Origin of the sequence: Pseudomonas sp. ADAK18 (assembly GCF_012935695.1) — a bacterium.
In the GTDB taxonomy this organism is placed as follows: Bacteria; Pseudomonadota; Gammaproteobacteria; order Pseudomonadales; family Pseudomonadaceae; genus Aquipseudomonas.
Genome location: NZ_CP052859.1, coordinates 4726121 through 4753027, shown reverse-complemented (window position 1 = coordinate 4753027; position 26907 = coordinate 4726121). Strand labels below are relative to the sequence as shown.

Annotated in this window: 25 protein-coding genes; 14 read left to right on the top strand and 11 right to left on the bottom strand. The window is 59.3% G+C overall.

The features are described 5' to 3' along the window. The first annotated feature begins 9 nt into the window (after nucleotides 1-9). Both tesB and HKK55_RS21455 read left to right on the top strand, forming a co-directional pair. A complete protein-coding gene (gene tesB / locus HKK55_RS21460) occupies nucleotides 10-879 on the top strand; it encodes an acyl-CoA thioesterase II (RefSeq protein WP_169356492.1) in 870 nt (289 codons plus the stop codon). Next, nucleotides 876-1463 (top strand): HAD family hydrolase, encoded by a 588-nt coding sequence (locus tag HKK55_RS21455; RefSeq protein ID WP_169356491.1) that lies wholly within the window; start codon nucleotides 876-878, stop codon nucleotides 1461-1463. The genes tesB and HKK55_RS21455 overlap by 4 nt, the downstream gene beginning before the upstream one ends. A gap of 134 nt (nucleotides 1464-1597) precedes the next feature. Here HKK55_RS21455 and HKK55_RS21450 read toward each other — a convergent pair whose 3' ends face one another. From HKK55_RS21450 to HKK55_RS21440, 3 genes are all read right to left on the bottom strand, one after another. Continuing rightward, entirely contained in the window at nucleotides 1598-2572 is a 975-nt protein-coding gene (locus HKK55_RS21450) for an alpha/beta hydrolase (RefSeq protein WP_169356490.1), read from the bottom strand. Next, on the bottom strand, nucleotides 2573-3466 hold the full coding sequence (locus HKK55_RS21445) for a neutral zinc metallopeptidase (protein ID WP_169356489.1): 894 nt from the start codon (nucleotides 3464-3466) through the stop codon (nucleotides 2573-2575). 97 nt (nucleotides 3467-3563) lie between these two features. Next, the gene (locus HKK55_RS21440) at nucleotides 3564-3989 is read right to left on the bottom strand and encodes a lipoprotein (protein ID WP_169356488.1); all 426 of its coding nucleotides are present in this window, start codon (nucleotides 3987-3989) and stop codon (nucleotides 3564-3566) included. Nucleotides 3990-4172: 183 nt separating this feature from the next. Between HKK55_RS21440 and HKK55_RS21435 the strand changes: the two genes are divergently transcribed. Beyond that, nucleotides 4173-5051 carry a DMT family transporter gene (locus HKK55_RS21435; protein ID WP_169356487.1) on the top strand — a complete coding sequence of 293 codons (879 nt, stop codon included), beginning with the start codon at nucleotides 4173-4175 and terminating at the stop codon, nucleotides 5049-5051. Between the two features lie 6 nt (nucleotides 5052-5057). Here HKK55_RS21435 and HKK55_RS21430 read toward each other — a convergent pair whose 3' ends face one another. Continuing rightward, entirely contained in the window at nucleotides 5058-6392 is a 1335-nt protein-coding gene (locus tag HKK55_RS21430; protein WP_169356486.1) for an MFS transporter, read from the bottom strand. 255 nt (nucleotides 6393-6647) lie between these two features. On the opposite strand from HKK55_RS21430, the gene quiC reads away from it, so the two are divergent. Both quiC and HKK55_RS21420 read left to right on the top strand, forming a co-directional pair. Continuing rightward, nucleotides 6648-8552: a 3-dehydroshikimate dehydratase QuiC gene (gene quiC / locus HKK55_RS21425; RefSeq protein WP_169356485.1), complete on the top strand. Its 1905-nt coding sequence runs from the start codon at nucleotides 6648-6650 to the stop codon at nucleotides 8550-8552. Between the two features lie 71 nt (nucleotides 8553-8623). Next, entirely contained in the window at nucleotides 8624-9289 is a 666-nt protein-coding gene (locus HKK55_RS21420; protein ID WP_169356484.1) for a TetR/AcrR family transcriptional regulator, read from the top strand. A 133-nt stretch (nucleotides 9290-9422) separates the two neighbouring features. On the opposite strand, the gene HKK55_RS21415 is transcribed toward HKK55_RS21420, so the two are convergent. Both HKK55_RS21415 and aroQ read right to left on the bottom strand, forming a co-directional pair. Further along, nucleotides 9423-10280, bottom strand: a complete 858-nt coding sequence (locus HKK55_RS21415; RefSeq protein WP_169356483.1) for a shikimate dehydrogenase — start codon at nucleotides 10278-10280, stop codon at nucleotides 9423-9425. Between the two features lie 5 nt (nucleotides 10281-10285). After that, nucleotides 10286-10726, bottom strand: a complete 441-nt coding sequence (aroQ, locus tag HKK55_RS21410; protein ID WP_169356482.1) for a type II 3-dehydroquinate dehydratase — start codon at nucleotides 10724-10726, stop codon at nucleotides 10286-10288. A 229-nt stretch (nucleotides 10727-10955) separates the two neighbouring features. Here aroQ and HKK55_RS21405 point away from each other — a divergent pair, with 229 nt between their 5' ends. The 4 genes from HKK55_RS21405 to HKK55_RS21390 all read left to right on the top strand — a co-directional run bounded on the left by HKK55_RS21405 (nucleotide 10956) and on the right by HKK55_RS21390 (nucleotide 16176). Continuing rightward, the gene (locus HKK55_RS21405; RefSeq protein ID WP_169356481.1) at nucleotides 10956-11477 is read left to right on the top strand and encodes an RNA polymerase sigma factor; all 522 of its coding nucleotides are present in this window, start codon (nucleotides 10956-10958) and stop codon (nucleotides 11475-11477) included. Between the two features lie 61 nt (nucleotides 11478-11538). Next, entirely contained in the window at nucleotides 11539-12543 is a 1005-nt protein-coding gene (locus HKK55_RS21400) for a FecR family protein (protein WP_169356480.1), read from the top strand. Between the two features lie 154 nt (nucleotides 12544-12697). After that, nucleotides 12698-15454, top strand: a complete 2757-nt coding sequence (locus HKK55_RS21395; protein ID WP_169356479.1) for a TonB-dependent receptor — start codon at nucleotides 12698-12700, stop codon at nucleotides 15452-15454. A 101-nt stretch (nucleotides 15455-15555) separates the two neighbouring features. Then, nucleotides 15556-16176 (top strand): heme acquisition protein HasA, encoded by a 621-nt coding sequence (locus tag HKK55_RS21390; RefSeq protein WP_169356478.1) that lies wholly within the window; start codon nucleotides 15556-15558, stop codon nucleotides 16174-16176. A gap of 126 nt (nucleotides 16177-16302) precedes the next feature. On the opposite strand, the gene trmA is transcribed toward HKK55_RS21390, so the two are convergent. Then, nucleotides 16303-17382 carry a tRNA (uridine(54)-C5)-methyltransferase TrmA gene (gene trmA / locus HKK55_RS21385; RefSeq protein WP_169356477.1) on the bottom strand — a complete coding sequence of 360 codons (1080 nt, stop codon included), beginning with the start codon at nucleotides 17380-17382 and terminating at the stop codon, nucleotides 16303-16305. Continuing rightward, nucleotides 17379-18674, bottom strand: a complete 1296-nt coding sequence (locus HKK55_RS21380; RefSeq protein WP_155584783.1) for an NCS2 family permease — start codon at nucleotides 18672-18674, stop codon at nucleotides 17379-17381. The genes trmA and HKK55_RS21380 overlap by 4 nt, the downstream gene beginning before the upstream one ends. Nucleotides 18675-18883: 209 nt before the next feature. On the opposite strand from HKK55_RS21380, the gene HKK55_RS21375 reads away from it, so the two are divergent. Then, nucleotides 18884-19330 (top strand): DUF4879 domain-containing protein, encoded by a 447-nt coding sequence (locus HKK55_RS21375; protein WP_169356476.1) that lies wholly within the window; start codon nucleotides 18884-18886, stop codon nucleotides 19328-19330. A gap of 89 nt (nucleotides 19331-19419) precedes the next feature. On the opposite strand, the gene HKK55_RS21370 is transcribed toward HKK55_RS21375, so the two are convergent. Next, nucleotides 19420-20643, bottom strand: a complete 1224-nt coding sequence (locus HKK55_RS21370) for an MFS transporter (RefSeq protein WP_169356475.1) — start codon at nucleotides 20641-20643, stop codon at nucleotides 19420-19422. A gap of 329 nt (nucleotides 20644-20972) precedes the next feature. Here HKK55_RS21370 and HKK55_RS21365 point away from each other — a divergent pair, with 329 nt between their 5' ends. From HKK55_RS21365 to HKK55_RS21355, 3 genes are read left to right on the top strand one after another with little or no spacing between them, the layout of a single operon-like run. Beyond that, nucleotides 20973-22412, top strand: coding sequence for a cytochrome ubiquinol oxidase subunit I (locus HKK55_RS21365; RefSeq protein WP_169356474.1), 1440 nt, complete (start codon nucleotides 20973-20975; stop codon nucleotides 22410-22412). A gap of 1 nt (nucleotide 22413) precedes the next feature. Further along, nucleotides 22414-23421, top strand: coding sequence for a cytochrome d ubiquinol oxidase subunit II (cydB, locus tag HKK55_RS21360; RefSeq protein ID WP_169356473.1), 1008 nt, complete (start codon nucleotides 22414-22416; stop codon nucleotides 23419-23421). Nucleotides 23422-23433: 12 nt separating this feature from the next. Further along, nucleotides 23434-23601 (top strand): DUF2474 domain-containing protein, encoded by a 168-nt coding sequence (locus tag HKK55_RS21355; RefSeq protein ID WP_003215809.1) that lies wholly within the window; start codon nucleotides 23434-23436, stop codon nucleotides 23599-23601. A 63-nt stretch (nucleotides 23602-23664) separates the two neighbouring features. Here HKK55_RS21355 and HKK55_RS21350 read toward each other — a convergent pair whose 3' ends face one another. Together HKK55_RS21350 and HKK55_RS21345 are read right to left on the bottom strand one after the other, a co-directional pair. Continuing rightward, nucleotides 23665-24789: a class I SAM-dependent methyltransferase gene (locus HKK55_RS21350; RefSeq protein ID WP_169356472.1), complete on the bottom strand. Its 1125-nt coding sequence runs from the start codon at nucleotides 24787-24789 to the stop codon at nucleotides 23665-23667. Between the two features lie 162 nt (nucleotides 24790-24951). After that, on the bottom strand, nucleotides 24952-25662 hold the full coding sequence (locus tag HKK55_RS21345; protein ID WP_169356471.1) for an autoinducer binding domain-containing protein: 711 nt from the start codon (nucleotides 25660-25662) through the stop codon (nucleotides 24952-24954). Between the two features lie 447 nt (nucleotides 25663-26109). On the opposite strand from HKK55_RS21345, the gene HKK55_RS21340 reads away from it, so the two are divergent. Continuing rightward, nucleotides 26110-26886, top strand: coding sequence for a ferredoxin--NADP reductase (locus HKK55_RS21340; protein WP_169356470.1), 777 nt, complete (start codon nucleotides 26110-26112; stop codon nucleotides 26884-26886). Nucleotides 26887-26907: the final 21 nt, after the last annotated feature.

Here is a 26907-nt window from a genome sequence, read left to right as displayed (position 1 = left end):
CATTGCTTTATGAGCCAAGTGTTGGAAGATCTGGTGGACCTGCTGACCCTGGAACCGATCGAGGAAAACCTCTTTCGCGGCCGCAGCCAGGACCTGGGCTTTCGCCAGCTGTTCGGCGGCCAAGTACTGGGGCAGTCGTTGTCGGCGGCCAGTCAGACTGTTGAAGAGACGCGACATGTGCATTCCCTGCACGGTTACTTCCTGCGCCCAGGCGATGCAGCGTTACCGGTGGTGTATCAGGTTGACCGGGTGCGCGATGGTGGCAGCTTCAGCACGCGCCGGGTGACGGCGATTCAGAAGGGCAACCCGATCTTCACTTGCAGTGCTTCGTTCCAATATGACGAAGAGGGCTTCGAGCATCAGACGACTATGCCTCAGGTGGTCGGGCCGGAAAACCTGCCCTCGGAGTTGGAGCTGACCCAGCAGCGGGCGCACCTGATTCCGGAGCACATGCGTGAAAAGTTGCTGTGCCCCAAGCCCATCGAAGTGCGGCCGGTGACCGAGAAGGATCCGTTCAATCCGCAGCCGTCTGATCCGGTGAAGTACGTGTGGTTTCGCGCTGATGGCGCCTTGGCCGATTCGCCGGCGTTGCATAAATACCTGCTGGCCTATGCGTCGGACTTCGGTTTGCTGACCACTTCACTGCTGCCCCATGGCAAGACCGTGTGGCAGAAAGACATGCAAGTCGCCAGCCTCGACCACGCACTATGGTTTCACGCCGATCTGCGCGCCGATGACTGGTTGCTCTACGCCATGGACAGCCCATGGGCCGGTAATTCCCGTGGTTTCTCTCGTGGCAGCGTATACAACCGAGCTGGGCAACTGGTGGCATCGGTGACCCAGGAAGGCTTGATTCGCCACCGTAAGGATTGGGCGTGAGCCTGAGTGACGTTAAGTATTGGGTGTTCGACATGGACGGCACCCTGACCGTCGCGGTGCATGACTTTGCAGCGATTCGCGTGGCCCTGGATATTCCGGCAACCGATGACATCCTGACGCACCTGGCGGCGTTGCCTGCTGCTGAAGCGGCGTCCAAGCATGCCTGGTTGCTGGAGCATGAGCGGGAGTTGGCGGTGGGTTCTGTTGCCGCGACCGGTGCCGTGGAATTGGTGCGGGAATTGGCGCAGCGTGGTTATCGCCTGGGCATCCTGACCCGCAATGCCCGGGAACTGGCCCATGTGACGCTGCAAGCCATCGGCTTGGCGGACTGCTTTGCGGTGGAGGATGTGCTGGGCCGTGACGACGCGCCGCCCAAGCCTGATCCGGGTGGTTTGCTGAAATTGGCACAGGCCTGGGACGTGACGCCCGCTGAGATGGTGATGGTGGGTGACTACCGGTTTGACCTGGATTGTGGTCGGGCGGCGGGGACTAAAACCGTGTTGGTTAATCTTCCCGAGAATCCATGGCCGGAGTTGGCCGATTGGCATGCCGAGGATTGTGCGGCGTTGCGCGGGATGATCTAGACCAGGCGATGAAAGTCCAATGTGGGAGCTGGCTTGCCTGCGATGGCTGACTAACATTCAACACTGATGTTGACTGTTACACCGCTATCGCAGGCAAGCCAGCTCCCACATTTTTGATTCGGTTTCTTCAGGGGTTATGGAAACAACACCTTGCGCCCTTCAGGCGAGGTAAACATCTTATCCCCGTCATGCCCAACCCTCGGCACCTCAACCAACTTATGACTCAACTGCGGATGCCGTTGCTTGAGGTAGTCGAAGTAGTTGTGCCCGCGAATCAGCCGGTAAGGGCCCTGGGTTTCAGCCGCGCAGCTCTTGTCCAGCGCCGGGTGATTGGGGTCGGTGTCCCTCTGGCCCAGCAGGTACGTGATGTCGCGCGCCACATACGTTTGCTCAAGCACCTCGGCACTTTGTCCCTTGGCGTAGTCCGGCAGCTTCTGCATGCCGTACTTCCAGTCATTGAACTCAGGGCAACTGGCTACCTCGAATTTCACCGGACGCTGCGGGCTGAAATACGCGTAGGACGACGGGTTGGCGACCACATAACGCAGGCTGATGCCTTCGGCTTTCAAGGTCGGATGCTCGTGGCCGGTCAGGGCAAAACGCTGCACGACCTGACCTCCGCCTGAGTGGCCGGCGACGACAATTTCTTTCAAGGCCGGGAACAGCTTGCGATTACCCAAGTGCTTGATGATCTGGTCCAGCGCCCCGTAGGAACTGACCTGGCCAGGCCCGATTGATGGCTCACCGGCCATCCAGTCATTGCCATGCCAGCGCAATACCTGGGTGTTCAGTTGGTTGCGTTTGACATCGGACTCGTTGAGAAACTGCGGCGCAATCACCAAGGTATTGGCGTTTTGTCCTGCGCTTTGGGCGGCCTCTTCGCCACTCTTCAGGTAGGTCTGGGCATTGCGCAACCTGCCATGAACGATGATCAGTGCGCGGGTCACCTGAGGCAGTGGCTGGCGCCAATCCTGGCTCAAACCGAGACTCAGGTCCCCGGCATCCAGGTGAAACCGATCGGGGCTGACCACCTTGACCCCATGTTCGGCGGCCCAGCTGGAGGAACAGGTGATCAATAAGCCCAGCAGCAATCCCGATCGTTTATTCATTTAGAGGCTCTTGGCGGTGAAGGTGTCGCATTGGTTGATTTGGCCATTGGCAAAACCGGTCTTGAACCAGCGCACCCGCTGTGCAGAAGTACCGTGGGTGAACGAGTCAGGTACGACACGGCCCTGGCTTTGTTGCTGGAGACGGTCGTCACCGATGGCATTGGCCGCATTCAGCGCTGCTTCAATGTCTCCCGGTTCCAGCCAGTTCAGGCGCTTCTGCGCTCGATTGGCCCAGACCCCGGCGAAGCAGTCGGCTTGCAGCTCCTGGCGTACCAGCAAGCCGCCGTCGCCTTCCATCGGACGGCCTTGTTGGCGCGCCGCCTGAATCTTCGCCGAAATCCCGAGCAAGGTCTGCACATGGTGTCCGACTTCGTGAGCGATCACGTAGGCTTGGGCGAAATCGCCGGCTACCTTGAAGCGTTGGGACATTTCCCGGAAGAAGTCCAGGTCCAGGTAGACCTGCTGGTCAGCCGGGCAATAGAACGGGCCACTGGCGGAGGTGGCACCCCCGCAGGAGGAGTTCACCCGGCCGCGGAACAGGATCAACTTGGGGTTCTTGTAGGTCAGGCCGTTTTCCTGGAACACCTGGGCCCAGGTGTCTTCGGTGTCACCGAGCACGGCGCGGACGAAGTCGGCTTGTTCATCATTGGCTGGCGGGGCCTGGCGCGTCTGCGGGCTGACCGAAGGCGCTTGCTCTGTCATCTGGCCGCTGAGCTGCCCGAGGATCTGCATCGGGTCCTGGCCGGTGAGCCAGCCGATGCCGACGATCAGCACAATCGCCGTCAGGCTCAGGCCCTTGCCACCACCAAAGCGCATGCCGCCACCGCCGCCAGCACCGCTGTCATCGCGGGCATCGACTACGTTGTCGCTGCGTCGGCCTTTTTTCCATAGCATGTGGCAATCCTCTTTATAAACGTGCAGATCAGTGTTGTTGGTGAGTCGGGTTGGCGCCAGTCCGGCTGTCTGACGCTGCTATCTAAGCCCAGGGATGTTACGGACGGCAATAGCCTTCGCCACTATTGACCACCAGGCAGTTCTTTTTATCGGCCAGCCACTTCAAACCGGTGGCTTCACCATCGCCGGCACGCAGGATTTGCGGGCCGTCGGGGCGGGTAAAGTTGATGCCGTCTTCGGTGGCCACGCCTTTGAAGGTTCCGGAGTCATCGGCATCGAGGCCGTATTGCATGGTCAGTACGTAGTGGCCGCGACCGATGGTGTCATCTTTGCTGATGGTCAGGTTCAGTCCTTCGACGCCGGTCCAGTTGCCGACCCATTTGTCGGTGGGCAGGGTTTCGGGAACCAGGGTGGCTTGAACAGAGGCAGGAGGCACTTTAGGGACGGGCTTATTGTCCTGGGCTTCTTTGTTACAGGCGCTGAGCAGGGCAAGAGCGGACAGAATCAACAGTGTTTTTTTCATGATGAAAAGCCTTGGTTAAAAAACGCGCGATGACAGGGCTGAATGCAGCGTTCGACTCGATTCCCGCGATTTAGTGCGCTGTTCGAACAGTGTTTGGTTATGCTCTTGAGCTAGACGTACGCACGGCTCTAGATTGTGCCCCGTTTGCGGCGGTCATTTCAGCCTGCCACTCAAGAGAACACAATGACCCTCAGTACTCCACTTTCCGGCGTCAACCACCCCTTCAAAGGCATTTTGCTGATTGTGGTGGCGACCTTTCTGTTTTCGAGCCACGACGCCTTGTCCAAATACCTGGCCGGTTTCTATCCGATCGTGATGGTGGTGTGGGCCCGCTACATGGTGCATACGTTGCTGATGGCCGGGATCTTCCTGCCGCAATCCGGGCTGCGAGTGTTGCGCAGTAAACGGCCGGGGCTGCAAGTGGTGCGGGCCTTGTGCCTGCTGGGCACCAGCCTGTTCTTCACCACGGCCCTGCAATTTATTCCGTTGGCCGAAGCTACTGCGGTCAACTTCCTGGCGCCGATCCTGGTGACGGCGTTGTCGGTGCCCTTGCTGGGCGAGCACGTGACCCGTGGCCAATGGCTGGCGGTGATTTGTGGTTTTGTCGGTGTCTTGATCATCGTTCACCCGGGCGGTGAACTGTTCACGCCAGCGGTGTTGCTGCCGTTGTGTTCCGCGCTATTTTTCTGCTTCTACCAATTGCTCACCCGCATCCTCAGCCAGTACGACAGCCCGACCACCAGCAACTTCTTCGCCGGGCTGTGCAACACCCTGGTGATGAGTGCGCTGGTGCCGTTCTTCTGGCAAGTGCCGAGCCTGTGGAATGGCGTGTTGATGCTGGCGCTGGGTACTTGCGGGATGACCGCGCACTTGCTGCTGACCAAGGCGTTCCGCTTTGCGGCACCGGCCTTGCTGGCGCCGTTTGGCTATTGTCAGATCGTGTTCGCGGGGTTGTTGGGCTGGCTGGTATTCGCGCATACCCCGAACCTGACCACGGTGGTCGGGATCGGGGTGATTTGCTTGAGCGGTCTGGCCGCTGTCTGGCAGCAGCGGCGCAGTTGAGTCGAATCAGGCGTCGACGGTAGGAATCTTGCGCGGGGCCATGAAGTACATCCAGATCAGGGCGATGAAGTACATCGCCGGAATCAGGGTGAACAGCACCGTGTAGTTGTTATTCGTGACCGTGAGGATATGCCCGACGATCTGGGTCATGAACATCCCGCCGATGGCCGCGCACATGCCGCCAAAACCAAACACCGTACTCATCATGTGCTTGGGCGTGTAGTCCATCACCAGGCTCCAGATGTTGGCGGTCCAGGCCTGATGCGCGCCGATGGCCAGGGAGATGGCAAATACCGCGACCCACAGCTGGCTGGAGCCGGCGGCCATGATCACCCCGACGATGCAGCAGGCGAACAGCAGCATCGACACAAACCGCGCCTTGATAGCGTTCATCCCGCGGCCGATCAGGAACGAAGACAGAATCCCGCCGCCAATGCTGCCGAAGTCTGCCGTCAGGTAAATGATGATCAGCGGGATGCCCATCTGGGTCACGTTGATCCCCAGGTTGTATTGCTGGTTGAGAAACGGCGGCAGCCAATACAGGTAGAACCAGAACACCGGCGCGGTCATCGCGTAAGCCAGAGCGAAGGCCCAGGTGCCGCGCATGCGCAGGATGCGGCTGAACGGCACGGGGGGTTGTTCCGGCTCGACTTCCTGTTGCACGTAGTCCAGTTCTGATTGCTTAACGCTCGGATGCTCTTGCGGGTTGTAGTACTTCAAACCCCAGAAAATCAGCCAGATTGCCCCGAGCGCCGACATGCACAGGAATGCCGCCTGCCAGCCCCACACGTGGAGGATCAGCGGCAACAGCATGGGGGTGAGCATGGCGCCGACGTTGGTGCCAGCGTTGAAGATCCCGGTGGCCACTGCTCGCTCACCGGCGGGGAACCACAGGCGGGTGGTCTTGACGCACGCCGGGTAGTTGGCGGCTTCGGTCAGCCCGAGGATAAAGCGGCACACCATGAAACCCACTGCTGAGGTGGCCAGGCCGTGGGCGCCGGTGGCGATGCTCCACAACAGCACTGCGCAGAAGAACACGCGCTTGACGCCGACCCGGTCGATCAACCGGCCTTGCAGCACAAAACCGATGGCGTAGCCGACCTGGAACCAGAAGTTGATATTGGCGTAATCCATCGCCGTCCAGCTCATTTCCTTGGCCAGGATCGGCTGCATCACCCCGAGGGCGGCACGGTCGATGTAGTTCAGGGTGGTGGCGAAAAACACCAGGGCCAGCATGCCCCAGCGAGTCTTGCCGACGGCCAGGGCACCACGAATCTTGTCGCCGATGCCGCTATGGGGAATGCCAGGGCGCGCGGCCACGGCGGAGTTTTGCGAAGGCATGATGAGGTACCCGTTTTTTGAAATTTTTATGGTGTGTTCTGGGTCTTGATCCCTTGAGCCCGTCCAATGAAAGCGCGGTTCAAGGTGCGGTCGATGGTGCGCAGTGGCTAAAAAATCGTCAATTCGCCAATGGCCATTGTGTTCGATAATCGCCCATAAAACTAACTGGTTGGTACATTTTAATTTACGGCGAGGACAGTCGAAGCCAATAATTTGCCGCAAACAAGACCTGCCTTTATTGCCGGGAGTTACCCCATGCAACGTTCCATTGCCACCGTTTCCCTGAGTGGAACCCTGCCGGAAAAGCTCGAAGCCATTGCCGCCGCCGGGTTTGATGGCGTGGAAATCTTCGAGAATGACTTGTTGTATTACGACGGCAGCCCGCGGGAAGTTAGGCAGATGTGCGCCGACCTGGGTATCGCGATCACCTTGTTTCAGCCCTTCCGTGATTTTGAAGGCTGCCGCCGCGAGCGCCTCGCACACAACCTGGAGCGAGCCGAGCGCAAATTCGACTTGATGCAGGAACTGGGCACCGACCTGGTGCTGGTGTGCAGCAACGCGTCAGCCGATTCGCTCGGCGATGAACGCATTCTGCTGGACGACTTGAGCCTGCTGGCCGAACGCGCCGGCCGGCGTGGCTTGCGCATTGGGTATGAAGCTCTGGCCTGGGGTCGGCACGTCAACACCTGGCAGCAGGTGTGGAATCTGGTGCGACAAATTGATCACCCCAGCCTCGGCGTGTTGCTGGACAGTTTTCACACCCTGTCCCTCAAGGGCGATCCCAGCGCCATCGCCAAGATTCCCGGGGACAAGATCTTCTTTGTGCAAATGGCCGATGCACCGATCCTGGCGATGGATGTGCTGGAGTGGAGCCGGCATTTCCGCTGCTTCCCGGGCCAGGGTGAGTTCGATCTGCCAGGCTTTCTCGCGCCCATTATCAGGAGCGGCTACACCGGACCTCTGTCCCTGGAAATCTTCAACGACGGCTTTCGCGCCGCGCCAACCCGAGCTAATGCCGCCGATGGTTTGCGCTCGCTGCTGTACCTGGAAGAGAAGACCCGCCAGCGCCTGGCACAGGAGGCCGCGCCGGCCGCCCAGCTTGAAGCACTGTTTGAAACACCGGCCGCCAGCGAGTACGACGGCATCGAGTTTCTGGAGTTTGCCGTGGATGAAAACCTCGGCGCCAAGCTCACGCAATGGTTGCAGCGCCTGGGCTTCGTCAAGGCCGGTGAGCATCGCTCCAAGCATGTCAGTCTGCTGCGCCAAGGCGATATCAACCTGATCCTCAACTGTGAACCCTATTCCTTTGCCCACAACTTCTTCGAAGCCCACGGGCCATCGTTGTGCGCTACGGCGATTCGGGTCAAGGACAGCGCCAAGGCCCTGGAGCGGGCGGTGGCCTACAAGGGTCAGCCTTATCGCGGGCTGGTCGGCCCCAACGAGCTGGAACTGGCGGCGGTGCGTGCGCCCGATGGTAGCCTGATTTATCTGGTGGATCAGGATCAAGGTGGGATCTATGACACCGATTTTAACCTGCAAGCCCCGGTATTGGATGGCGGCGGTTTGTTGCGTATCGACCACATGGCGATGGCTTTGCCAGCCGACAGCCTCGACAGCTGGGTACTGTTCTACAAAAGCCTGCTGGATTTCGAGGCCGACGATGAAGTGGTGCTGCCCGATCCTTATGGTCTGGTGAAAAGCCGTGCGCTGCGCAGCCGCTGCAGTTCGATTCGCCTGCCGCTGAATATCTCCGAGAACCGCAACACGGCGATTTCCCACGCATTGTCCAGCTATCGCGGCTCAGGCGTGCATCACATTGCCTTCGACTGCGCGGACATTTTCGCCGAGGTCAGCCGGGCCAAAGAGGCCGGCGTGCCGCTGCTGGATATCCCGCTTAACTACTACGATGACCTGGCCGCACGCTTTGATTTCGATGACCAGTTCCTCAGCGAACTGGCCTACTACAACGTGCTCTACGACCGTGACGCCCAGGGCGGCGAGTTGTTTCATGTGTACACCGAACCGTTCGAAGGGCGGTTTTTCTTCGAGATCATCCAGCGCAAGAACGGCTATGCCGGTTACGGCGCAGCCAACGTGGCAGTACGCCTGGCGGCCATGGCCAAGTCCCGCAGCGGCGCCGTGCGCCAGGCCAAGTTGTAAGGCCTTGGCGCTTCCTTCGCCGTGCGCAGCGGCCCATAATCACGGCCTGCATAAATGGCCGTGAGCGCACCATGAACTCGACTTCCGAACTCCCAGCAACGTCATCGACGCCACGCAAGGGACGCAAGAACAATCCGGAGAAGACCCGCGAGAATATTCTCCAGGAGGCCATTGTCGAGTTTGTCCAGCAGGGCCTTTCCGGCGCCCGGGTAGACGCCATCGCCGAGCGCATCGACACCTCCAAGCGCATGATCTATTACTACTTCGGCAGCAAGGAACAGCTGTATGTCGAGGTGCTGGAGAAGCTCTACGGCGATATTCGTAACACCGAAGCGCGGATGAACCTGACAGCGCTGGAGCCTCGGGAAGCTATCCGGCGCCTGGTGGAATTTACCTTTGATCATCACGACCAGAATGTGGATTTTGTGCGGATCGTCAGTATCGAAAATATCCACAACGCCGAGTATGTGAAGCAGTCCGACGCGATCAAGGCGATGAACAGCAACATCCTTGAGGCCCTCGGCGCGACCTTGCGCCGTGGGGCGGAGTTGGGGGTGTTTCGCGAAGGCCTGGAACCGCTGGATGTCCATCTGCTGATCAACTCGTTCAGCTTTTATCGCGTGTCCAACCGCCACACCTTCAGTGAGATCTTTCAGATCGAATTGTCGGACGAGGCGGTCAAGCAGCGGCATCGGGCGATGATTTGCGAGTCGGTGTTGCGCTACCTGCAGGCCTGAATGCAACACGGACCCAATGTGGGAGCTGGCTTGTGTGGGAGCGGGCTTGCTCGCGAAAGCGGTGTGTCAATCACCTGATGTGCCAACTGAAAGACCGCTTTCGCGAGCAAGCCCGCCACATTTTTCCCGGTTCCTACAGAGGGCTGTTCATGCTCTGGAAGTGCGCCAACATTCGCCCTGCATCGGCCACTTCGCCACTGAACAACTCAAACGCCTTTACCGCCTGAAACACTGCCATGTTGCCGCCATCCAATGTGCGGCAACCCAGCGCCCGGGCGTTGCGCAGCAGTTCGGTTTCCAGCGGGAAATAGACAATCTCCGCCACCCATAACTCGGACCGCAACGTTGCAAGCGGCACTGGTATACCCGGCAACTTGGTCATGCCCATGGGCGTGGTGTTCACCAGGCCGTCGGCCTCGGCCATGGCGTGGTGCAAGTCGCTGCCCGCCTGGGCTCGGCCAGCGCCGAAATGCTGGTTGAGGTTATCGGCCAGGCTTCGGGCACGGCCTTCGTCCACATCGAAAATGCTTAATCGTTCGACGCCTTCCCCCAGCAATGCATGAGCCACCGCCGCACCTGCACCGCCTGCGCCCATTTGCACCACCTGCTTGCGCGCCACGCCACTCAAGCCTCGGCGAAACCCTTCGGCGAATCCCAGGCAGTCGGTGTTATGACCAATGCGTTTGCCGCCCTGGAACACGACCGTGTTAACCGCGCCAATCCCCCGCGCTTCGGGCGAAAGTTCGTCGAGCAGTGCCAGGATCACCTGCTTGCATGGGTAGGTGATGTTCAAACCGGTGAAGCTCATTTGTTCGGCGGCGCTGAGCAGGTCGGGCAGGGCAGTGGTGTCCAGGTGCAATTGATCCAGGTCGATCAAGCGATACAGATAGCGCAAGCCGTGCGCGTCACCTTCCTGCTCGTGCAGGGCGGGGGTGCGCGAGGCCTGGATGCCGGCGCCGATCAGGCCGGCCAGAATTCGGCGTTGGGGCATGAGGCTCATCCCTTCAAGGCCTGGCTGAAATGCTCAAGGGCCAGGTGATAGCCGTGGCTGCCGAAACCGGCGAGCACAGCCTTGGCAATCGGTGAGACGAAGGAGTGATGACGAAATGCTTCCCGCGCATGCACGTTGGACAGGTGCACCTCGATCACCGGCACTTCACTGGCCACCAGAGCATCTCGGATCGCTACCGAAGTGTGGGTCCAGGCGGCCGGGTTGATCACGATCCCGGCGCAACGGGCACGGGCGCCGTGGATCCAGTCCAGCAGTTCGCCTTCATGATTGGTCTGGCGAAACTCCACTTTCAGGCCCAGCTGTTCGGCGCTGCGGCCACACAGGGCGGCGATGTCGGCGAGGGTTTCATGGCCATAAGTGGCGGGCTCGCGGGTGCCGAGCAGGTTCAGGTTGGGGCCGTTAAGCACCAGCACGATGGGGGGCATAAGGGGCGTCTCCACTGTTGTTTTTGGCTTGGACTGAACGGCGTCAGTCTGTGGAGATAAAATGTACCAGATGGTTAATTATTGCGACGTTAGGTGTGAGTAATTGTTCGATTATCGAACGGTGAATAAAAACTAGCTTCGCGTCAGTCACGAGCCGATATCAATTGAAAATCATTCTCGACAATGCTTAAGATGCCCGCCTGTTTCGTTTACATACCAGGGAGTCGGTTTGTCGGACGTGGATCTCAAGGGCCTGTTTCTCAAGCACGCTGATGCCCTGCGCGGGTATCTGTCGCGCCGGGTGCGGGACCCGCAGTTGGCTGCGGACCTGGTACAGGAAAGTTTCCTGCGCCTGGCCCAAAAGCCGGTAGGCGAGCGCATCGACAACTCCCAGGGCTATCTCTATCGAACGGCCAGCAATCTGCTGATCGACCATATTCGCCAGGAAACGCGGCGCAAGACTGACTCTGTGCCCCACGAGGCGCTGGCCGAGATTGAAGATGATGTGGCCGGGTTGGAGGCTCAGGCGATGGCGCAGCAACAGCGACAGGCATTGAAGCAGGCACTGGCGGAACTGCCGGAGCGAACCCGGCAGATCTTCCGTCTCAATCGTATTGAAGGCATGACCCACGCTCAGGTCGCCCGGCACCTGGATATTTCCGACAGTTCAGTGCAAAAGCATCTGGCCAAGGCCTTAGCCTATGTCATGCAGCGCTTGCAGGACGAAGAGCTAATGTCAGCCGACGAATGAATTACCGAAAAATCCAGGGTCAAACGTCACAGCGTACATAACGAGAATTCGAGATTCACACGTGAATAGCCAGGCTCCGCAACAGCACAGCATCACTGAGGCCGCCGCCGATTGGGCGGTGCGCCTGCACGCCGGTGCCCTTGATGAGCACGAACAAGCCGAATTGCGGCACTGGATTGCCCGGGATAGTCGCCACGAAGCGGCCCTGCGGTATGCCGAGCAGACTTGGGCCGCGTTGGGTGAAGCGCATCAAAATCCGGCGGCACTTGCCTATCGCCAGCGTCCTGATGCTGTCAGTGCGCCGGTGGGACGTTCCCATCGCCGTAGACCCTGGCGCATGGCAGGCGTTGCGGCGCTGTTGTTGGTGGTGGCCGGTGTTGGTTGGGTGCGCGGGCCCGAGGCGTTGCTGCAGATGCAAGCTGACTACCTGACCCACAAGGGTGAGGTCCGCACCGTGCACTTGGCGGATGGCAGCACTGTTGAGCTGGATTCTGCCAGCGCGATTCGCCTGGACTTCGACGCGACCCAACGGCGCATCAGCCTGCTGGCTGGCTCGGCGATTTTTGACGTGGCGCCGATGACAGGCCAGGAAACCCGGCCCTTTGTGGTGCAGAGTGCCAGCGGGCAAACCCGCGCCTTGGGCACGCGGTTTGTGGTCGGGCGAGAGGACGATCAGCGGGCCTGGGTCGGAGTGCTGCAACACAGCGTGGCGGTCACGTTGCATGCGCCGCCGCAAAAAGGCTCGACCGACGCGGTGCTCAAGGAGGGGCAGGCGGTACGCTACAGTCCTCGGGATGGGGTGATGGCCCTCGACAATCTGGACGTGCAGCGGGCCACCAGTTGGCGCCGCGGCGTGCTGGTATTTGATCGCCAGCCGTTGGCCAAGGTTATCGAGCAACTTAACCGCTATCGCCCCGGTCGCGTGGTGTTGACCAACGCAGACCTGGCTGATCGTGAGGTCAGCGGGGTGTTCCGTCTGGACATGCTCGATGTCGCTTTGGGTACCTTGACCGAAGAGTTGCAGGTCAAGCGGTTCGATCTGGCGGGTGTCAGCTTGATTTATTAATGACGTTCAATTCGCAGTCCAGCCGAGCCTCGCTCGGGTGGTTTATCGCCAGCCAAAAATAAACTTCGTAAATGCTTACTGACTTCCTCCGCCCGATACGTCTTTCTAGTTGAGAAGTATTCGCATAAAAGCGATCTGCGAAGGGATAACGAAGATGTCTGCAATCACCAAGGGGCGCACCGCCGGTAGCCGGGTGGCCCTCGCCATTCACTTGGGGCTGTTTGTCACGGCGGGTCAGGCGTATGCCTCCGACCCACAATCGGCTGTTTCGCGGCCTGCCAAGCTGATGTTCGACGTCCCCGCTCAATCTCTGGGCAGTGCGGTGCTGTCCTTCGCTGACCAGGCCGGTTTGCAAGTGTTGTTCGACAGCGCACGCCTTCACGGTCTGCAGAGCTCCGCGCTCAAGGGCCGTTACAGCGCGCAGGAAGGCTTGGCCCGTTTGTTGGGCAGCGCGCCTGTTGAATACCGGTTTACCGGTGAGCGCCGGGTCACCTTGAGTCGCGTCAGTGCCGAGCATGATGGTGCGATGGCCCTGGGTACCACCACCATCACCGGCCACAACGAGGGGCAGGCCAGCGATTGGGTGTACCAGACACCGCGTTCCGTCGCCGTGATCACCCGCGATCAGATCGACAAACGTCCACCCCGGCACGCCGCCGACATGTTGGAAGAAACCGCTGGCGTCTACACCGCCGTCAATCAGCGCGACCCGGGCCTGTCCGTGAACATTCGCGGGGTGCAGGACTACGGTCGGGTCAACATGAACATCGACGGCATGCGCCAGAACTTCAACGTCAACGGCCACCAGCAACGCAATGGCACGATGCTGATCGACCCGGAATTTGTCTCCAGTGTGGAGATCGACAAAGGCAGTCAATCGGGCATGGGCGGTGCGGCGGTGCTCGGCGGGATCGCCACCTTCAAGACCCTGGATGCCAGCGAGTTTCTCACCGATGGCAAGGAGTACGGCGGGCGTATTCGTGCCGGCAACGGTATGGGTGAAATGGGTAATGGCACGAACTTCAACGGCAGCGGTGTGTTCGCTTTTGGCGATGAGCGTGGTGACGTCTTGCTGGGTTACAGCGAGCGACACTTTGGCAATTACCGGGGTGGCACTCACAACGCCGACAACCTGGGCAGCAACCTGCGGGCCAAGAAGTATGCACCCGAGGCGTTCAAGGATTGGCTCAATAGCGAAGTCGGTGACACGGGCAGCGTGACCCGATCGCAGATCGCCAAGTTCGGCCTCAACCTGCCCAACGATCAACGGGTGCAACTGAGCTACCTGGAAAACGACAGCGACAGCAATGATGCCTGGGGCTATATCGCCGACGATTTGCAGAGCACGTATTACCTGCGTAACAGCAAAAATAACCTCAACGCAAAAAACGTCGCACTGGATTACAGCTACAGCCCGGACAACCCGCTGATCGATTTCAAGGCCAAGGCCTACTATGTCAGCACGCAACTGGATCGGGCCAATTCGCCGAATACTGCGTCCCTCAGTTCCGGCAACTACACCCCGGGCTATACCGACCATTTCCAGACCGACACCTGGGGCCTGCAAGCTGACAACACCTCACGATTCGACCTGGAGCGTTTTGGCCATTTGAGCTGGAACTACGGCCTGGAGATGTACCAGGACACATTCAAACCGCGCACCAACAAGGTCGAATCCAAAAACACCACCAGCTCTGGCTCATTGCCCTATGCCGCCGGCGTCGATCCGGCGGGCAAACGCACCATCGCCAGCCTGTTCAATAACCTGCAATACGAGTACGACGACTGGCTGACCCTGGACGCGGGCCTGCGCTACGACCGCTATCGGCTGGAAGGCGTCACCGGCATGACCCTCTACAGGCGCGACCGTTTCTACTCCAGCACAGTGGGCGCCAAGCGGGTCGAAGACATCTTTGATATCGACCGTGAGGAAGGACGGTTTTTCCCCACGTTTGGCATCGGCATCAAGCCCGGGGTCGACTGGTTGCAGCTCTATACCCGCTGGGGAAAGGGCTGGCGACCACCAGCGGTCACTGAGACCTTCATGAGTGGCCGCCCTCATGGCGGTGGTGCAGGCGAGCGGGTATTTCCCAACCCCTACCTCAAGCCCGAGGAATCCCGCGATTGGGAAGTGGGCCTGAACGTGTTCAAGGAATCGTTGTTTTTCAATAACGACCGACTGGGCATCAAGGTGGCGTACTTTGATACCAAGATCGAAAACTTTTCCTTCCTCAACACCAGCGTGAGTCTGCCGGACACCAACTCGGGCGGTTACACCGGGATCATGGCGTACACCAACAACCTCAACGACACCCGGTTCAAAGGCGTGGAATACCAGCTCAACTACGACATGGGGCGCGCTTATACCAACCTGAGTTACACCCATATGATCGGCAGCAATGACTTCTGCTCAAAGAATTATTACCTGGGTGGCGCCAAGAAAAACGGCCCGAGCACCACCCGGCTTGAACGCTATACATTGCCCAACGGCCGCATCGGTATCAGGCCGGTCACCACCTATGAAGTGCTGGATGACTCGGTGGCCAACGCCAAGGAAAGTTGTGGCCGGATCATGGGCAACGCCACCTACATGCCCGCTGATCGCGGCTCGCTGACCGTGGGTGCGCGGTTCCTTGACAAGCGCCTGGATACCGGGATGCGCGTGCGCTACAGCTCGGGCAACGGTGAAAACCTGAACAGCCAGGGTTACCAGTTCATCGACCAGGCGACGTGGCCCAAATACACCGTCTACGACCTGTACGCCAGCTACTGGATGACCGACCAATTGAACATCGCCCTGGCCCTGGAAAACGCCACCGATGAAGCCTATTTCGTCGCCATGGGCGATGCCAATAACCTGAGCCTGGCCCGCGGTCGCACATTGAGCGGGATGCTCGAATACAAATTTTGATCGGGCAGTTGCTTGATCGAACCGGTTTTGCCCAAGGGTGGGCAAAAAGTGCGCCCCACGTGCGTGCTGATCAATAGCGTTGTTTATAACGAGGTTCAGTGATGACTATTTCTGTTAATTACCAGTCGGCTCTCGGTTCTATTTCGGTGTCGGATTACCTGACCAGCTGGACAACGGGCTTCCAGACGGCCGGCCACGGCCAAGGCAACACGGGCGGCTTCAGCAACGGCACGTTCAGCGGTGACCAGTATTCGACTCACGGGGCCAACAACTCCGATTACGCATTCATTGCCGACAGCAACACCAGCCAAGGCCTGCACTATATGTACAACCCGTCGTTGCCTGCCGGCAGCAACCTGAACCACTACCTGTGGGGCACACTGGACAACGTCGAACTGGGCACCAACCTGAGCGGCGGCAATGGCAGTGATTTCAACCTCAGCGATTACAAGGTGGCCTTCAACGGTCTGGACCTGTCCACTGCCGAAGGTGCTGGCCGCGTTGGCAACAGCGTGCAGGATGTGATCTTCAACCTGATGCAGGGCAACACCAGCGCCCTGGAAACCGTGCTCAATAACCTGCTGGACGACTTCGGCCTGTCCACTGCATCGACCTTCGACCAACTGGCTGCAGCCGGTCTGGGTCACGCGACTCCAGACGCGGGTGCTGTGGCTTTGGTGGGCGCACAGAATGTTGCGCAGGACTGGGCATTTGCGGCCTGACTGGGCTGTGCCATGTTGATGGACATGTTTGTCAGCCTGATGGCCACGCAAGGCTGACCCGGCACAATAAAGACACCCACAAAAAAGCCGTCTCAAGGGCGGCTTTTTTGTGTGGCACTTGAGCGTTTACCGCCGGGTCAACAACACACCTGATTCCATGTGGTGGGTCCACGGGAACTGGTCAAACAAGGCGCAACGCGTGATGCGATGGGTGTCATGCAACTGCGCGATATTCGCTGCCAACGTCTCCGGGTTGCAGGAGATGTACAGGATGTTGTCGAAACGCCGGGTCAACTCGCAGGTGTCCGGGTCCATCCCGGCACGCGGCGGGTCGACGAACACGCTGCCGAACTCGTAGCTCTTGAGGTCAACGCCGTGCAGACGGCGGAACGGCCGTACTTCGTTCAGGGCTTCGGTCAGTTCTTCGGCGGATAAACGCACCAGGGTGACGTTATCCACAGCGTTTTCATCGAGATTACTCAGGGCAGCATTGACCGAGGTTTTGCTGATCTCGGTGGCCAGCACTTTGCGCACGCGAGTTGCCAGGGGCAGGGTGAAGTTGCCGTTGCCGCAATACAGTTCCAGCAAGTCGTCGGGGCAATCGCCCAAGGCTTCATACGCCCAGTTGAGCATCTTCTGGTTCACCGTGCCGTTGGGCTGGGTGAAGGCGCCTTCCGGCTGGCGATAGCTGAAGGTGCGACCGCCAACGTCGAGCTTTTCAACTACATAGTCGCGGCCGATCACATCGCGTTTGCCCTTTGAGCGTCCGATGATGCTGACGTTCAGGTCGGCTGCCAGCTTGTTTGCTGCCGTGTGCCAATGCTCGTCCAGCGGACGGTGGTAGCACAGGGTGATCATCGCATCGCCCGCCAAGGTGGTCAGGAACTCCACCTGGAACAGCTTGTGGCTCAGGGCGGCGCTGGCTTGCCAGGCGGCCTTGAGCTGCGGCATCAACTGGTTGATGCGCAGGCTGGCGATGGGGAACTCCTCGATGAGGATCGGTGTGCGCTTGTCGTCCTGGGAGAACATCGCGTAGTGGCGCTGACCCTCTTCGCGCCACAGGCGGAACTCGGCCCGCAGGCGGAAGTTCTGCAGTGGCGAATCGAAGACTTGCGGCTGGGGCGCGTCAAAAGGCGCCAGCAGGTCACGCAAGCGCGTGACCTTTTCTTCCAGTTGGACGGTGTAGTTTGCGGCGTCAAAAGTCATGCGTTGAACCAGCCCAGCTTGATCACAAACAGAATCGACAGAATCACCAGCGCCGGGTTCAGCTCACGGTAGCGGCCCGAGAGCAGCTTGATGGCGGTCCAGGCGATGAAACCGAAGGCAATGCCGTTGGCGATGGAATAGGTGAAGGGCATTGCCAGGGCGGTGATGACCACCGGGGCGGCGACGGTGATGTCGTCCCAGTCGATTTCCGCCAGGCCCGAGGTCATCAGCACGGCAACAAACAGCAACGCCGGTGCGGTGGCGAAGGCCGGGACGCTGGCAGCCAGTGGCGAGAAGAACAGCGCCAGCAGGAACAGGATCGCAACCACTACGGCGGTCAAGCCGGTACGGCCACCGGCACTGACGCCGGCTGCGGATTCGATGTAGCTGGTGGTGGTCGAGGTGCCCAGAAGGGAACCGGCCATGGCGGCGGTGCTGTCGGCGATCAGTGCGCGGCCCATTTTCGGCATGTGGCCATCCTTGCCCATCAGGCCGGCGCGCTTGGCGACGCCGATCAGGGTGCCGGAGTTGTCGAACAGGTCGACGAACAGGAAGGCGAAGATCACGCTCACCAGACCGATGTCCAGGGCGCCCTTGATGTCCAGTTGCAGGAAGGTCGGTGCCAGGGAAGGTGGCATCGACATCACGCCGCCGAACGGGGTGAAACCCAAGGCGATGGAAGCGATGGTGACCACGAGGATGCCGATCAACACCGCGCCACGCACTTTCAGGGCTTCCAGCGCCACGATCAGCGCGAAACCAAGGGTGGCGAGGATCGGTGCCGGTTGCTTCAGGTCGCCCAAGCCAACCATGGTAGCCGGGTTGCTGACCACGATGCCGGCGTTGTGCAGGGCGATCAGCGCCAGGAACAGGCCGATACCGGCGGCAATTGCTGAGCGCAGGGGCAGCGGGATGCTGTTGATGATCCATTCGCGGATGCGGAAGATCGACAACAGGAAGAACAGCACCGCGGAGATGAATACCGCGCCCAGCGCCACTTGCCAGGTATGGCCCATGTGCAGGACCACGGTATAGGTAAAGAAGGCGTTCAGGCCCATGCCCGGTGCCAACGCAATCGGGTAGTTGGCGATCAAGCCCATCACGGTGGAGCCGATGGCCGCCGCCAGACAGGTGGCGACAAACACAGCGCCCTTGTCCATGCCGGTTTCACCGAGAATGCTCGGGTTGACGAACAGGATGTAGGCCATGGCCAGGAAGGTCGTGATGCCAGCGAGAATCTCGGTGCGCACGTTAGTGTTGTGTGCTTTGAGTTGAAACAGCTTTTCCAGCATTTCTGCTCCCTGTGGCGCATTCGGCGCCGTGAATTGTTGACCTCTAAGTCAAAGCACAAACTGCGCCAAGCGCCGTGCATTTTCGCAGAGGTTCGGAAAAAGCGGCGCATCATACCAGCAGCTGGGGCTTAGTGGCTGTCGAGTATAGTTCTGGTTGGCGAAGGCTTGAGTCATACTTTGCCGACGTTTTGTGGGGAGTTATCAACAGCATGAAAAAAACCATTGCCTTGAGCTTGAGTCTGCTCGGTTGTGTGGGCTTGTGGTTGGCTGCTGCACCGGCCTGGAGCGCGGCCGCACCGGCGTTGAGCGAGGTACGGGTATTTAAGGTCGAGTCGGCCAATTGCACCGAAGCTATTCCCGAACGTTCCACCGTTACCCAGATGTGCGCCCATCGTGGCCCGACCCAGGTGTATGTGATGGAGGTCGGCCTGGGCAATAATCCCCACGCTTCTCTTGATGGTGCCGAACTGTCGGGCACTCGTACGGCGGTGTGCCAGGTGGGTACGATTAGCGAGGCCTGCAACGGCGCGGGTGTGCTGATGGGTTACATCTACCGCTTTGACCTGAACCTGCAAGCCGGTGGCACTTTTCAGTTCAGTAACAGCTCGATCAACCCGCCGCAGAATACTCTGGTGGCCAGGTTGTCCATCCGCTGATCCGTAGCCGCTGCCGAAGAATGAGGCTGCGAAGCGGCCCCTAGGGCGGTCCTGCGGACACGCATCGCAGCCTCGTGCCTCGGCAGCGGCTACACCGGCTCATGCATACGGTCGCGGTTGGCCAGTGTCGGGAACAGTTTGATCCAGACCCCGGTTACCACCAGCGTGCCGATCCCGCCCATTACCACCGCCGGTACCGTGCCGAACCAATGGGCGGTGATCCCCGATTCAAACTCGCCCAACTGATTCGACGCCCCGATAAACAGCCCGTTGACTGCGCTGACCCGGCCACGCATCTCATCGGGTGTTTCCAACTGCACGAAGGACGCCCGGATCACCATGCTGATCATGTCTGCGGCGCCCAACACCACCAGTACCGCCAGGGAAAACCAGAACGAGGTGGACAGGCCGAAGGCAATGGTCGCCACGCCGAACACACCGACGGCGGTGAACATGATCCGCCCGACCTTGCGCTCCACGGCAAACCGCGCGAGCCACAACGACATTAACAACGCGCCCACCGCCGGCGCCGAACGCAGCAGCCCCAAGCCCCAGGGACCGGTCAGCAGAATGTCCTTGGCGAACACGGGCAGCAACGCTGTGGCGCCGCCTAACAGCACTGCGAACAGGTCCAGGGAAATCGCCCCGAGGATGTCCTGTCGACTGCGGATAAAGCGAATCCCGGCCAGCAGTGAGTCCATGGTCGCGGGGGCTTTGTTCAGCGGTGTTTGTCGAGCGGGGAGGTTCAGGGTCAGCACGCAGGCGATCAGGTACAGCAGCACTGTCGGGCCATACACCCACACACTGCCGAAGGCATAGAGCAGGCCGCCCAAGGCAGGGGCAACGATGGTCGCCAATTGTTGAGCAGCTTGTGACGAGGCCACGGCGCGGGGAAATAGCCCGCTGGGTACGATGCTGGGTAGCAGCGCCTGGGTAGTGGGCATTTCAAAGGAGCGGGCCGCCCCCAGCAGGAAGGCGAGGATAAAGATCAGCTCGCGGGTGACGTTGCCGGTCAGGCCGCCGATGGCCAGCGCGAGCGCGATCAGCGCTTGCAGCGTCTGGCAGATGGCCGCGACCTTGCGCCGTTCATAGCGATCGGCCACATGACCGGTGTGGAGCATGAACAAGACCCGAGGCGCGAACTCCACCAGGCCCACCAATCCCAGGTCGAGCACGTTGCCGGTGAGCTGGTAGAGGTTCCAGCCGATGGCCACGGTAAGCATCTGGAAGCCGCTGGCGGTGAAGATTCGCGCCAGCCAGAACGCGATGAAAGGGCGGTGATGGCGTAATAGCAGCGCGGGTTCACTGGGCATGAGGGAGACAGGTCTGGCTCGGGGGAAAAGCGAGGTTATCACCAAGTTGTAACCAATAGTTGCGGTAATCCCAAAGCCTCGAGCTGAGGCAACCTGTCACGCGGCAAAAGACCACACAGGCCAATGCCGAAAATGGGACTACTCTTTCAGCAATGCTTGATCCAGATCAAAACCTTTACGGGGATTGGTCTGGCGGCCGCAAGGCCAGACTCCCTGCGTGGCTGGTTAAAAAAAGAAACGAATTTGAATTCGCCACACTCCATATCCGTGGGGCCAGTGGATGCTGAGCTGGCAGCCGGCATTCGGTATTACCTGACAGAGGAAGACTTATGTTCGGTTTGGAGGCGCTAGATCTCGCCCGAATTCAGTTCGCATTCACCATCTCGTTCCACATCCTGTTCCCGGCCATTACCATCGGCCTGGCCAGTTACCTTGCGGTGCTGGAAGGCTTGTGGCTGAAGACCCACAACGATACCTACCGTGACCTCTACCATTTCTGGTCGAAGATCTTTGCCGTCAACTTCGGCATGGGTGTGGTGTCCGGGTTGGTCATGGCCTATCAGTTCGGCACCAACTGGAGCCGCTTCTCGGACTTTGCCGGCGCCGTCACGGGCCCGTTGCTGACCTATGAAGTACTCACGGCTTTCTTCCTCGAAGCCGGTTTCCTGGGGGTGATGCTGTTTGGCTGGAACAAGGTCGGACGCAAGCTGCACTTCTTTGCCACAGTGATGGTAGCCGTCGGCACACTGATTTCGACCTTCTGGATTCTCGCTTCCAACAGTTGGATGCAAACGCCTCAGGGTTTTGAAATCATTGATGGCCGAGTGATCCCGGTGGATTGGCTGGCGGTGATCTTCAACCCATCGTTCCCTTACCGCCTGATGCACATGGCTACCGCAGCCTTTGTGGCCACGGCGTTCTTCGTCGGTTCCTCGGCGGCCTGGCACCTGCTACGGGGCAAGGACAACCCGGCGATTCGCACCATGCTCTCGATGGCGATGTGGATGGCGTTGATCGTGGCGCCGATCCAGGCGGTCATCGGTGACTTCCACGGCCTCAACACCTTGAAGCACCAGCCGGCGAAAATTGCCGCTATCGAAGGCCACTGGGAAAATATCGGTGACGAACCGACGCCGCTGATCCTGTTCGGCTGGCCGGATATGAAAGCCGAGAAGACCAGATTCGCCGTAGAGATTCCTTACCTGGGCAGTCTGATCCTGACCCACTCTCTGGACAAACAGGTACCGGCCCTCAAGGAGTTCCCGCCTGAGGATCGTCCCAACTCGACCATCGTGTTCTGGTCATTCCGGGTCATGGTTGGCCTGGGCTTCCTGATGATATTCACCGGCCTGTTCAGCCTCTGGCTGCGCAAGGGCGACAAGCTATACACCTCGCGGCCGTTCCTGTACCTGGCGTTGTGGATGGGACCGTCCGGCCTTATCGCGATCCTTGCCGGTTGGTTCACCACTGAAATCGGTCGTCAGCCGTGGGTGGTCTACGGGCTGATGCGCACGGCGGATGCGTCTTCCAACCACAGCTTCGCGCAGATGAGCATTACGTTGGTGTTGTTTGTGGTGGTGTACTTCGCGCTGTTCGGCGCCGGTTTGGGCTACATGATGCGACTGGTGCGCAAAGGCCCTGTCATCAATGAAGGTGCGGAAGTCAGCCACGGTGGCCCTGGCCGGAAACGCACACCGGCTCGTCCGATGTCTGCGGCCGGTGACAGCCATGACGCCGATCACGGCGACAGCCTGAACAAGGGGAATTGAGATGGGTATTGATCTTCCACTGATCTGGGCCGTGATCATCATCTTCGGCGTCATGATGTATGTGGTCATGGATGGTTTTGACCTGGGAATCGGGATTCTCTTTCCGTTTATCCCGGGCAAGACCGACCGTGACGTAATGATGAACACCGTCGCTCCCGTCTGGGACGGCAACGAAACGTGGCTGGTACTGGGGGGCGCGGCACTGTTCGGGGCCTTCCCGCTGGCCTACTCGGTCGTGCTTTCGGCGCTGTACCTCCCGCTGATCCTGATGCTGATCGGGTTGATCTTCCGGGGCGTGGCCTTTGAGTTTCGCTTCAAGGCCAAGGACGACAAACGTCACCTGTGGGACAAGGCTTTTATCGGCGGCTCGCTGACGGCGACGTTCTTTCAGGGCGTTGCATTGGGGGCGTTTATCGACGGCATTCCAGTGGTCAACCGCCAGTTTGCCGGTGGCTCTCTGGACTGGCTCACGCCGTTTACCCTGTTTTGCGGTGTGGCGCTGATCGTGGCGTATGCGTTGCTGGGTTGCACCTGGCTGATCATGAAGACCGAAGGCAAGTTGCAGTTGCAGATGCATGACTTGGCGCGTCCGTTGTCGTTCGTATTGTTGGCGGTGATTGGCATCGTCAGCATCTGGACGCCACTGGCCCACCCGGAAATCGCTTCGCGCTGGTTCACCTTGCCGAACCTGTTCTGGTTCTTGCCGGTGCCGATCCTAGTGCTGGTGACCCTGTACGGACTGATTCGTGCCGTGGCTCGCAACGCCCACTACACGCCGTTCCTGCTGACGCTGGTGCTGATCTTCCTCGGCTATAGCGGCTTGGGCATCAGCCTGTGGCCGAACATCGTGCCACCGTCTATCTCGATCTGGGACGCCGCCGCACCACCGCAGAGCCAAGGCTTCATGCTGGTGGGGACGCTGTTCATCATCCCGTTCATCCTGGGTTACACCTTCTGGAGCTACTACGTGTTCCGCGGCAAGGTCACCCACGAAGACGGTTATCACTAGGAGGATTGATTCATGTCCGGCAAACCTTCGTTGCACGACATCGAACAGGCCGAGAAAAAGCCGCTCTGGCAGCGTCTGGGCTGGCTGGCGATGATCTGGACCGGCAGCGTCCTGGCCCTGTTCGTGGTGGCCAGCCTGATGCGCATGTTCATGAACGCAGCGGGCCTGACCACCCACTGACATCCCATCCCGTCGCCTTGCAGCACGGCTTTATGACCCTCCTCACGGAGGGTTTTTTTTGCTTCATTTTCGGGCTTTGAGGATCACGAACTTCGGCGTGGCGGCCACTTGTTCGACACCCCGGAACAATCGCGCCAACTTGCTGTGATAACTCAGGTGACGGTTGCCCACGATATACAACGCACCGCCAACCACCAGGGCTTCGCGGGCCTGCTGGAACATACGCCAGGCCAGGAAGTCCCCCACTACCTGCTGTTGGTGGAAGGGCGGGTTGCACAGGATCACGTCCAGCGATTGCGGCTCCTGATCGGCCAGGCCATCGCCGGGACGAATCACTACCTCCCGCTCACCCAGCGCCGCTCGCCAGTTTTCGGCGGCAGACTGCACAGCCATGAACGACTCGTCCACCAGGGTGTAGTGCGCGTCAGGGTTTTGCAGCGCACTGGCAATCGCCAGTACACCGTTGCCGCAGCCCAGGTCCGCAACCCGGGCGGTGCCCAGGTTTTGCGGCAAGTATGGCAGGAAGGCCCGGGTGCCGATGTCCAGCCCTTCGCGGCAAAACACGTTGGCGTGGTTGAGTAACTCGATGGCCGGTGTTTCCAGGTGATAGCGGGTGGGGTAGGGCGACACCGCCTGAGGCCGCTCAGCCTGGGTGGCGATCAGCAGGCGGGCTTTTTTCACCGCCAGAGAGGCGTGCATTGGCCCGATGTAACGTTCCAGCAACTCACCGGCTGCTCGAGGCAGGTGTTTGACCATGGCTGCGGCGATCACTTGTGCACCTGGCGCCAGTTGGCCTTGCAGGCGAATCAGTTGCTCCTCCAGCAAGGCCAGGGTTTTTGGTACGCGGATCAGCACGCGATCGAAGGGCCCGGTGGGCGTCTGGCTGGCCGGCACCATCGACACGGCGTCAAACGCCCTGCCATTGCGCACCAGATTCTTCTCCAGAGCCTGGGCACCAAGGACCGAATCGCCACTGGAGGTCACCTGTACCCGCCCTTCGAGACTGGCTGCCAGTGCGCCGAAGCTGTCATTGAGCACCAGCACGCGGGTTGCGAGGGGCGGCTGTTGCTCCGCCAAGTAGTTGAGCAAGTACTCATCGGCCGCGTCAAAGGCTTGCAACGGCTCATTTTGTTGCTCTGGCTGGCGGATCAGATCGAGTTGGGCGAAGGGGCTGTCGAGCAGGGGCATGGCGGGGGAGCTCTGGGTAATCGAGGGGTGTTCCACAGGTGACATGAGGAACCATCTGAGTGAACTGCGGCGCGGGCGGTGGAGGCCCGCGCCATCGCTCAGAACTGATCGTAAATGTTACTTTTTTTTCGGGTGGATTACATTCGGTGTTTTTTACCCGGCTTAAAACAGTCCGGCTTTTACCGCCGTCATTACGGCAGCAATCTTGTTATTGACGCCCAGTTTTTTCATCGAACTGCTGATATGGAAGCCGACGGTGCGTTCGGACAGGCAAAGAATCTGGGCGATATCGGCTGCGGTTTTGCCCAGCGCCGACCATTGCAAGACTTCGGTCTCGCGTGGTGTCAGTGTGCTGGCAGGGCGAACAGGAGGCTTTTCGGCGAACTTTTGTGCCACCACCGCATGCATGGCGTGGCATATCCAAAGGACCTGACCTGCTTTTTCGTAAAGTTCTTCGGGACTGACGGGGCCGGATTTACGCCCCAAGGTCAACATGCTGAATACACCCTGGAAATCATGGACGGCCTGGGTCCAGCCGAAATTCAACCCGTGGGATTGGGCATGGCACCATAAGTCCGGAACGGCAGAAAATGCTTTCTCTTCCCAGATAATCGGTAATACACAACGCTTGCAATGAGCAACTACAGGGTCCAGTTCGAAGTAATTCTCTTGTTTGTAAAGTGTGTTCCATTCATTTGGGTAGTTGTTGATGTAAATAGGTTTTATTTGATTTTGAGGGTGGTGAGAGCTCATCGTAAACGCACAGTATTGGAAGTCGAGCTCATAAGTGATGTTAAGGGCTGCTTCAAAGGTGCTGGTTATTTCGCTTTCATCTTCCAGCTTGGGTAGACGGGTATCTCGCCAGTTGGCCATTGGTAAATCTCCATGAGTCTTGCTGTAGCCTGGGTACGTCCGGGATCCCAGTTCGGCACGGAAAAGAGTGTAGGACATGGACTGCTTGGCGAAAGTAAAATTTTCTCCATGTTTAGTGATGTTTGGTATGTCTTGCTGTACATTTTTGGGTGGGATGTACAAGTAATATTCGGTGGTGAACGATTTTTCATTTGGTTTTCAATTATTTGGTATTAATTAATAAGCCTTAATGGCGGGTTGATTCCCTCGCCTAATAACTTGCTTGAAGGCTGCTCGATAGCTAAATAGTTAGTGGTGCAATTAAATGGCCACTCCGGCAGATTTGTTGAATAAGTAAAAAATGACAGCAGGGGCAGGTTTTGCCCACGGCGATGTCACTACAAACCGCCGGTGTTTCCATGCGCTGGTTTGAGGGACACTAGGGGCATCTGTAAAATGGAGTCCCTCATGACGGCCAGTGCTGAAAAATACACACGCCAGACCTTGCTCGATGTGCAATCGCTGACCCCCAGCCTATTTACCCTGCGCACTACCCGGGATCCTGGCTTTCGTTTTCGGGCCGGCCAGTTTGTGCGTCTAGGGGTGATCAAGGCCGATGGCAGCATTGTGTGGCGGGCCTACTCCGTCGTGTCCTCGCCTTTTGATGAACACCTGGATTTCTTCTCTATCGTCGTACCCGGCGGGGAGTTCACCAGTGAGCTGAGCCGCTTGCGCGAAGGCGATACCGTGCTGGTGGAGCGCCAAGCCACTGGTTTCTTGACGCTGGACCGCTTTGTCGATGGCCGGGACTTGTGGATGCTGGGGACCGGCACTGGGGTAGCGCCTTTTCTATCGATCCTGCAGGACTTTGAAGTCTGGGAGAAGTTTGAGCGGATCATTTTGGTCTACAGCGCGCGGGAAGCCAGGGAACTGGCCTATCAATCGCTCATCCATGAACTAGGTGAGCGTGACTACTTGGCCGAGCACGCCCATAAACTCACTTACATTCCGATTGTCACCCGCGAACAGCACCCGGGAGCGCTGAATGAGCGGATCACCGCCTTGATCGAAAGTGGTGAGTTGGAGCGGGCCGCCGGTGTTGAACTGACACCCGAGCATTCCCGGGTGATGATTTGCGGCAACCCGCAGATGATTGATGACACGCGCCAGATGCTCAAACAACGGGACATGCAGTTGAGTTTGACCCGGCGCCCGGGGCAGGTGGCCGTGGAAAACTACTGGTAAGAAAAAGGCGCCCCGAGAGGC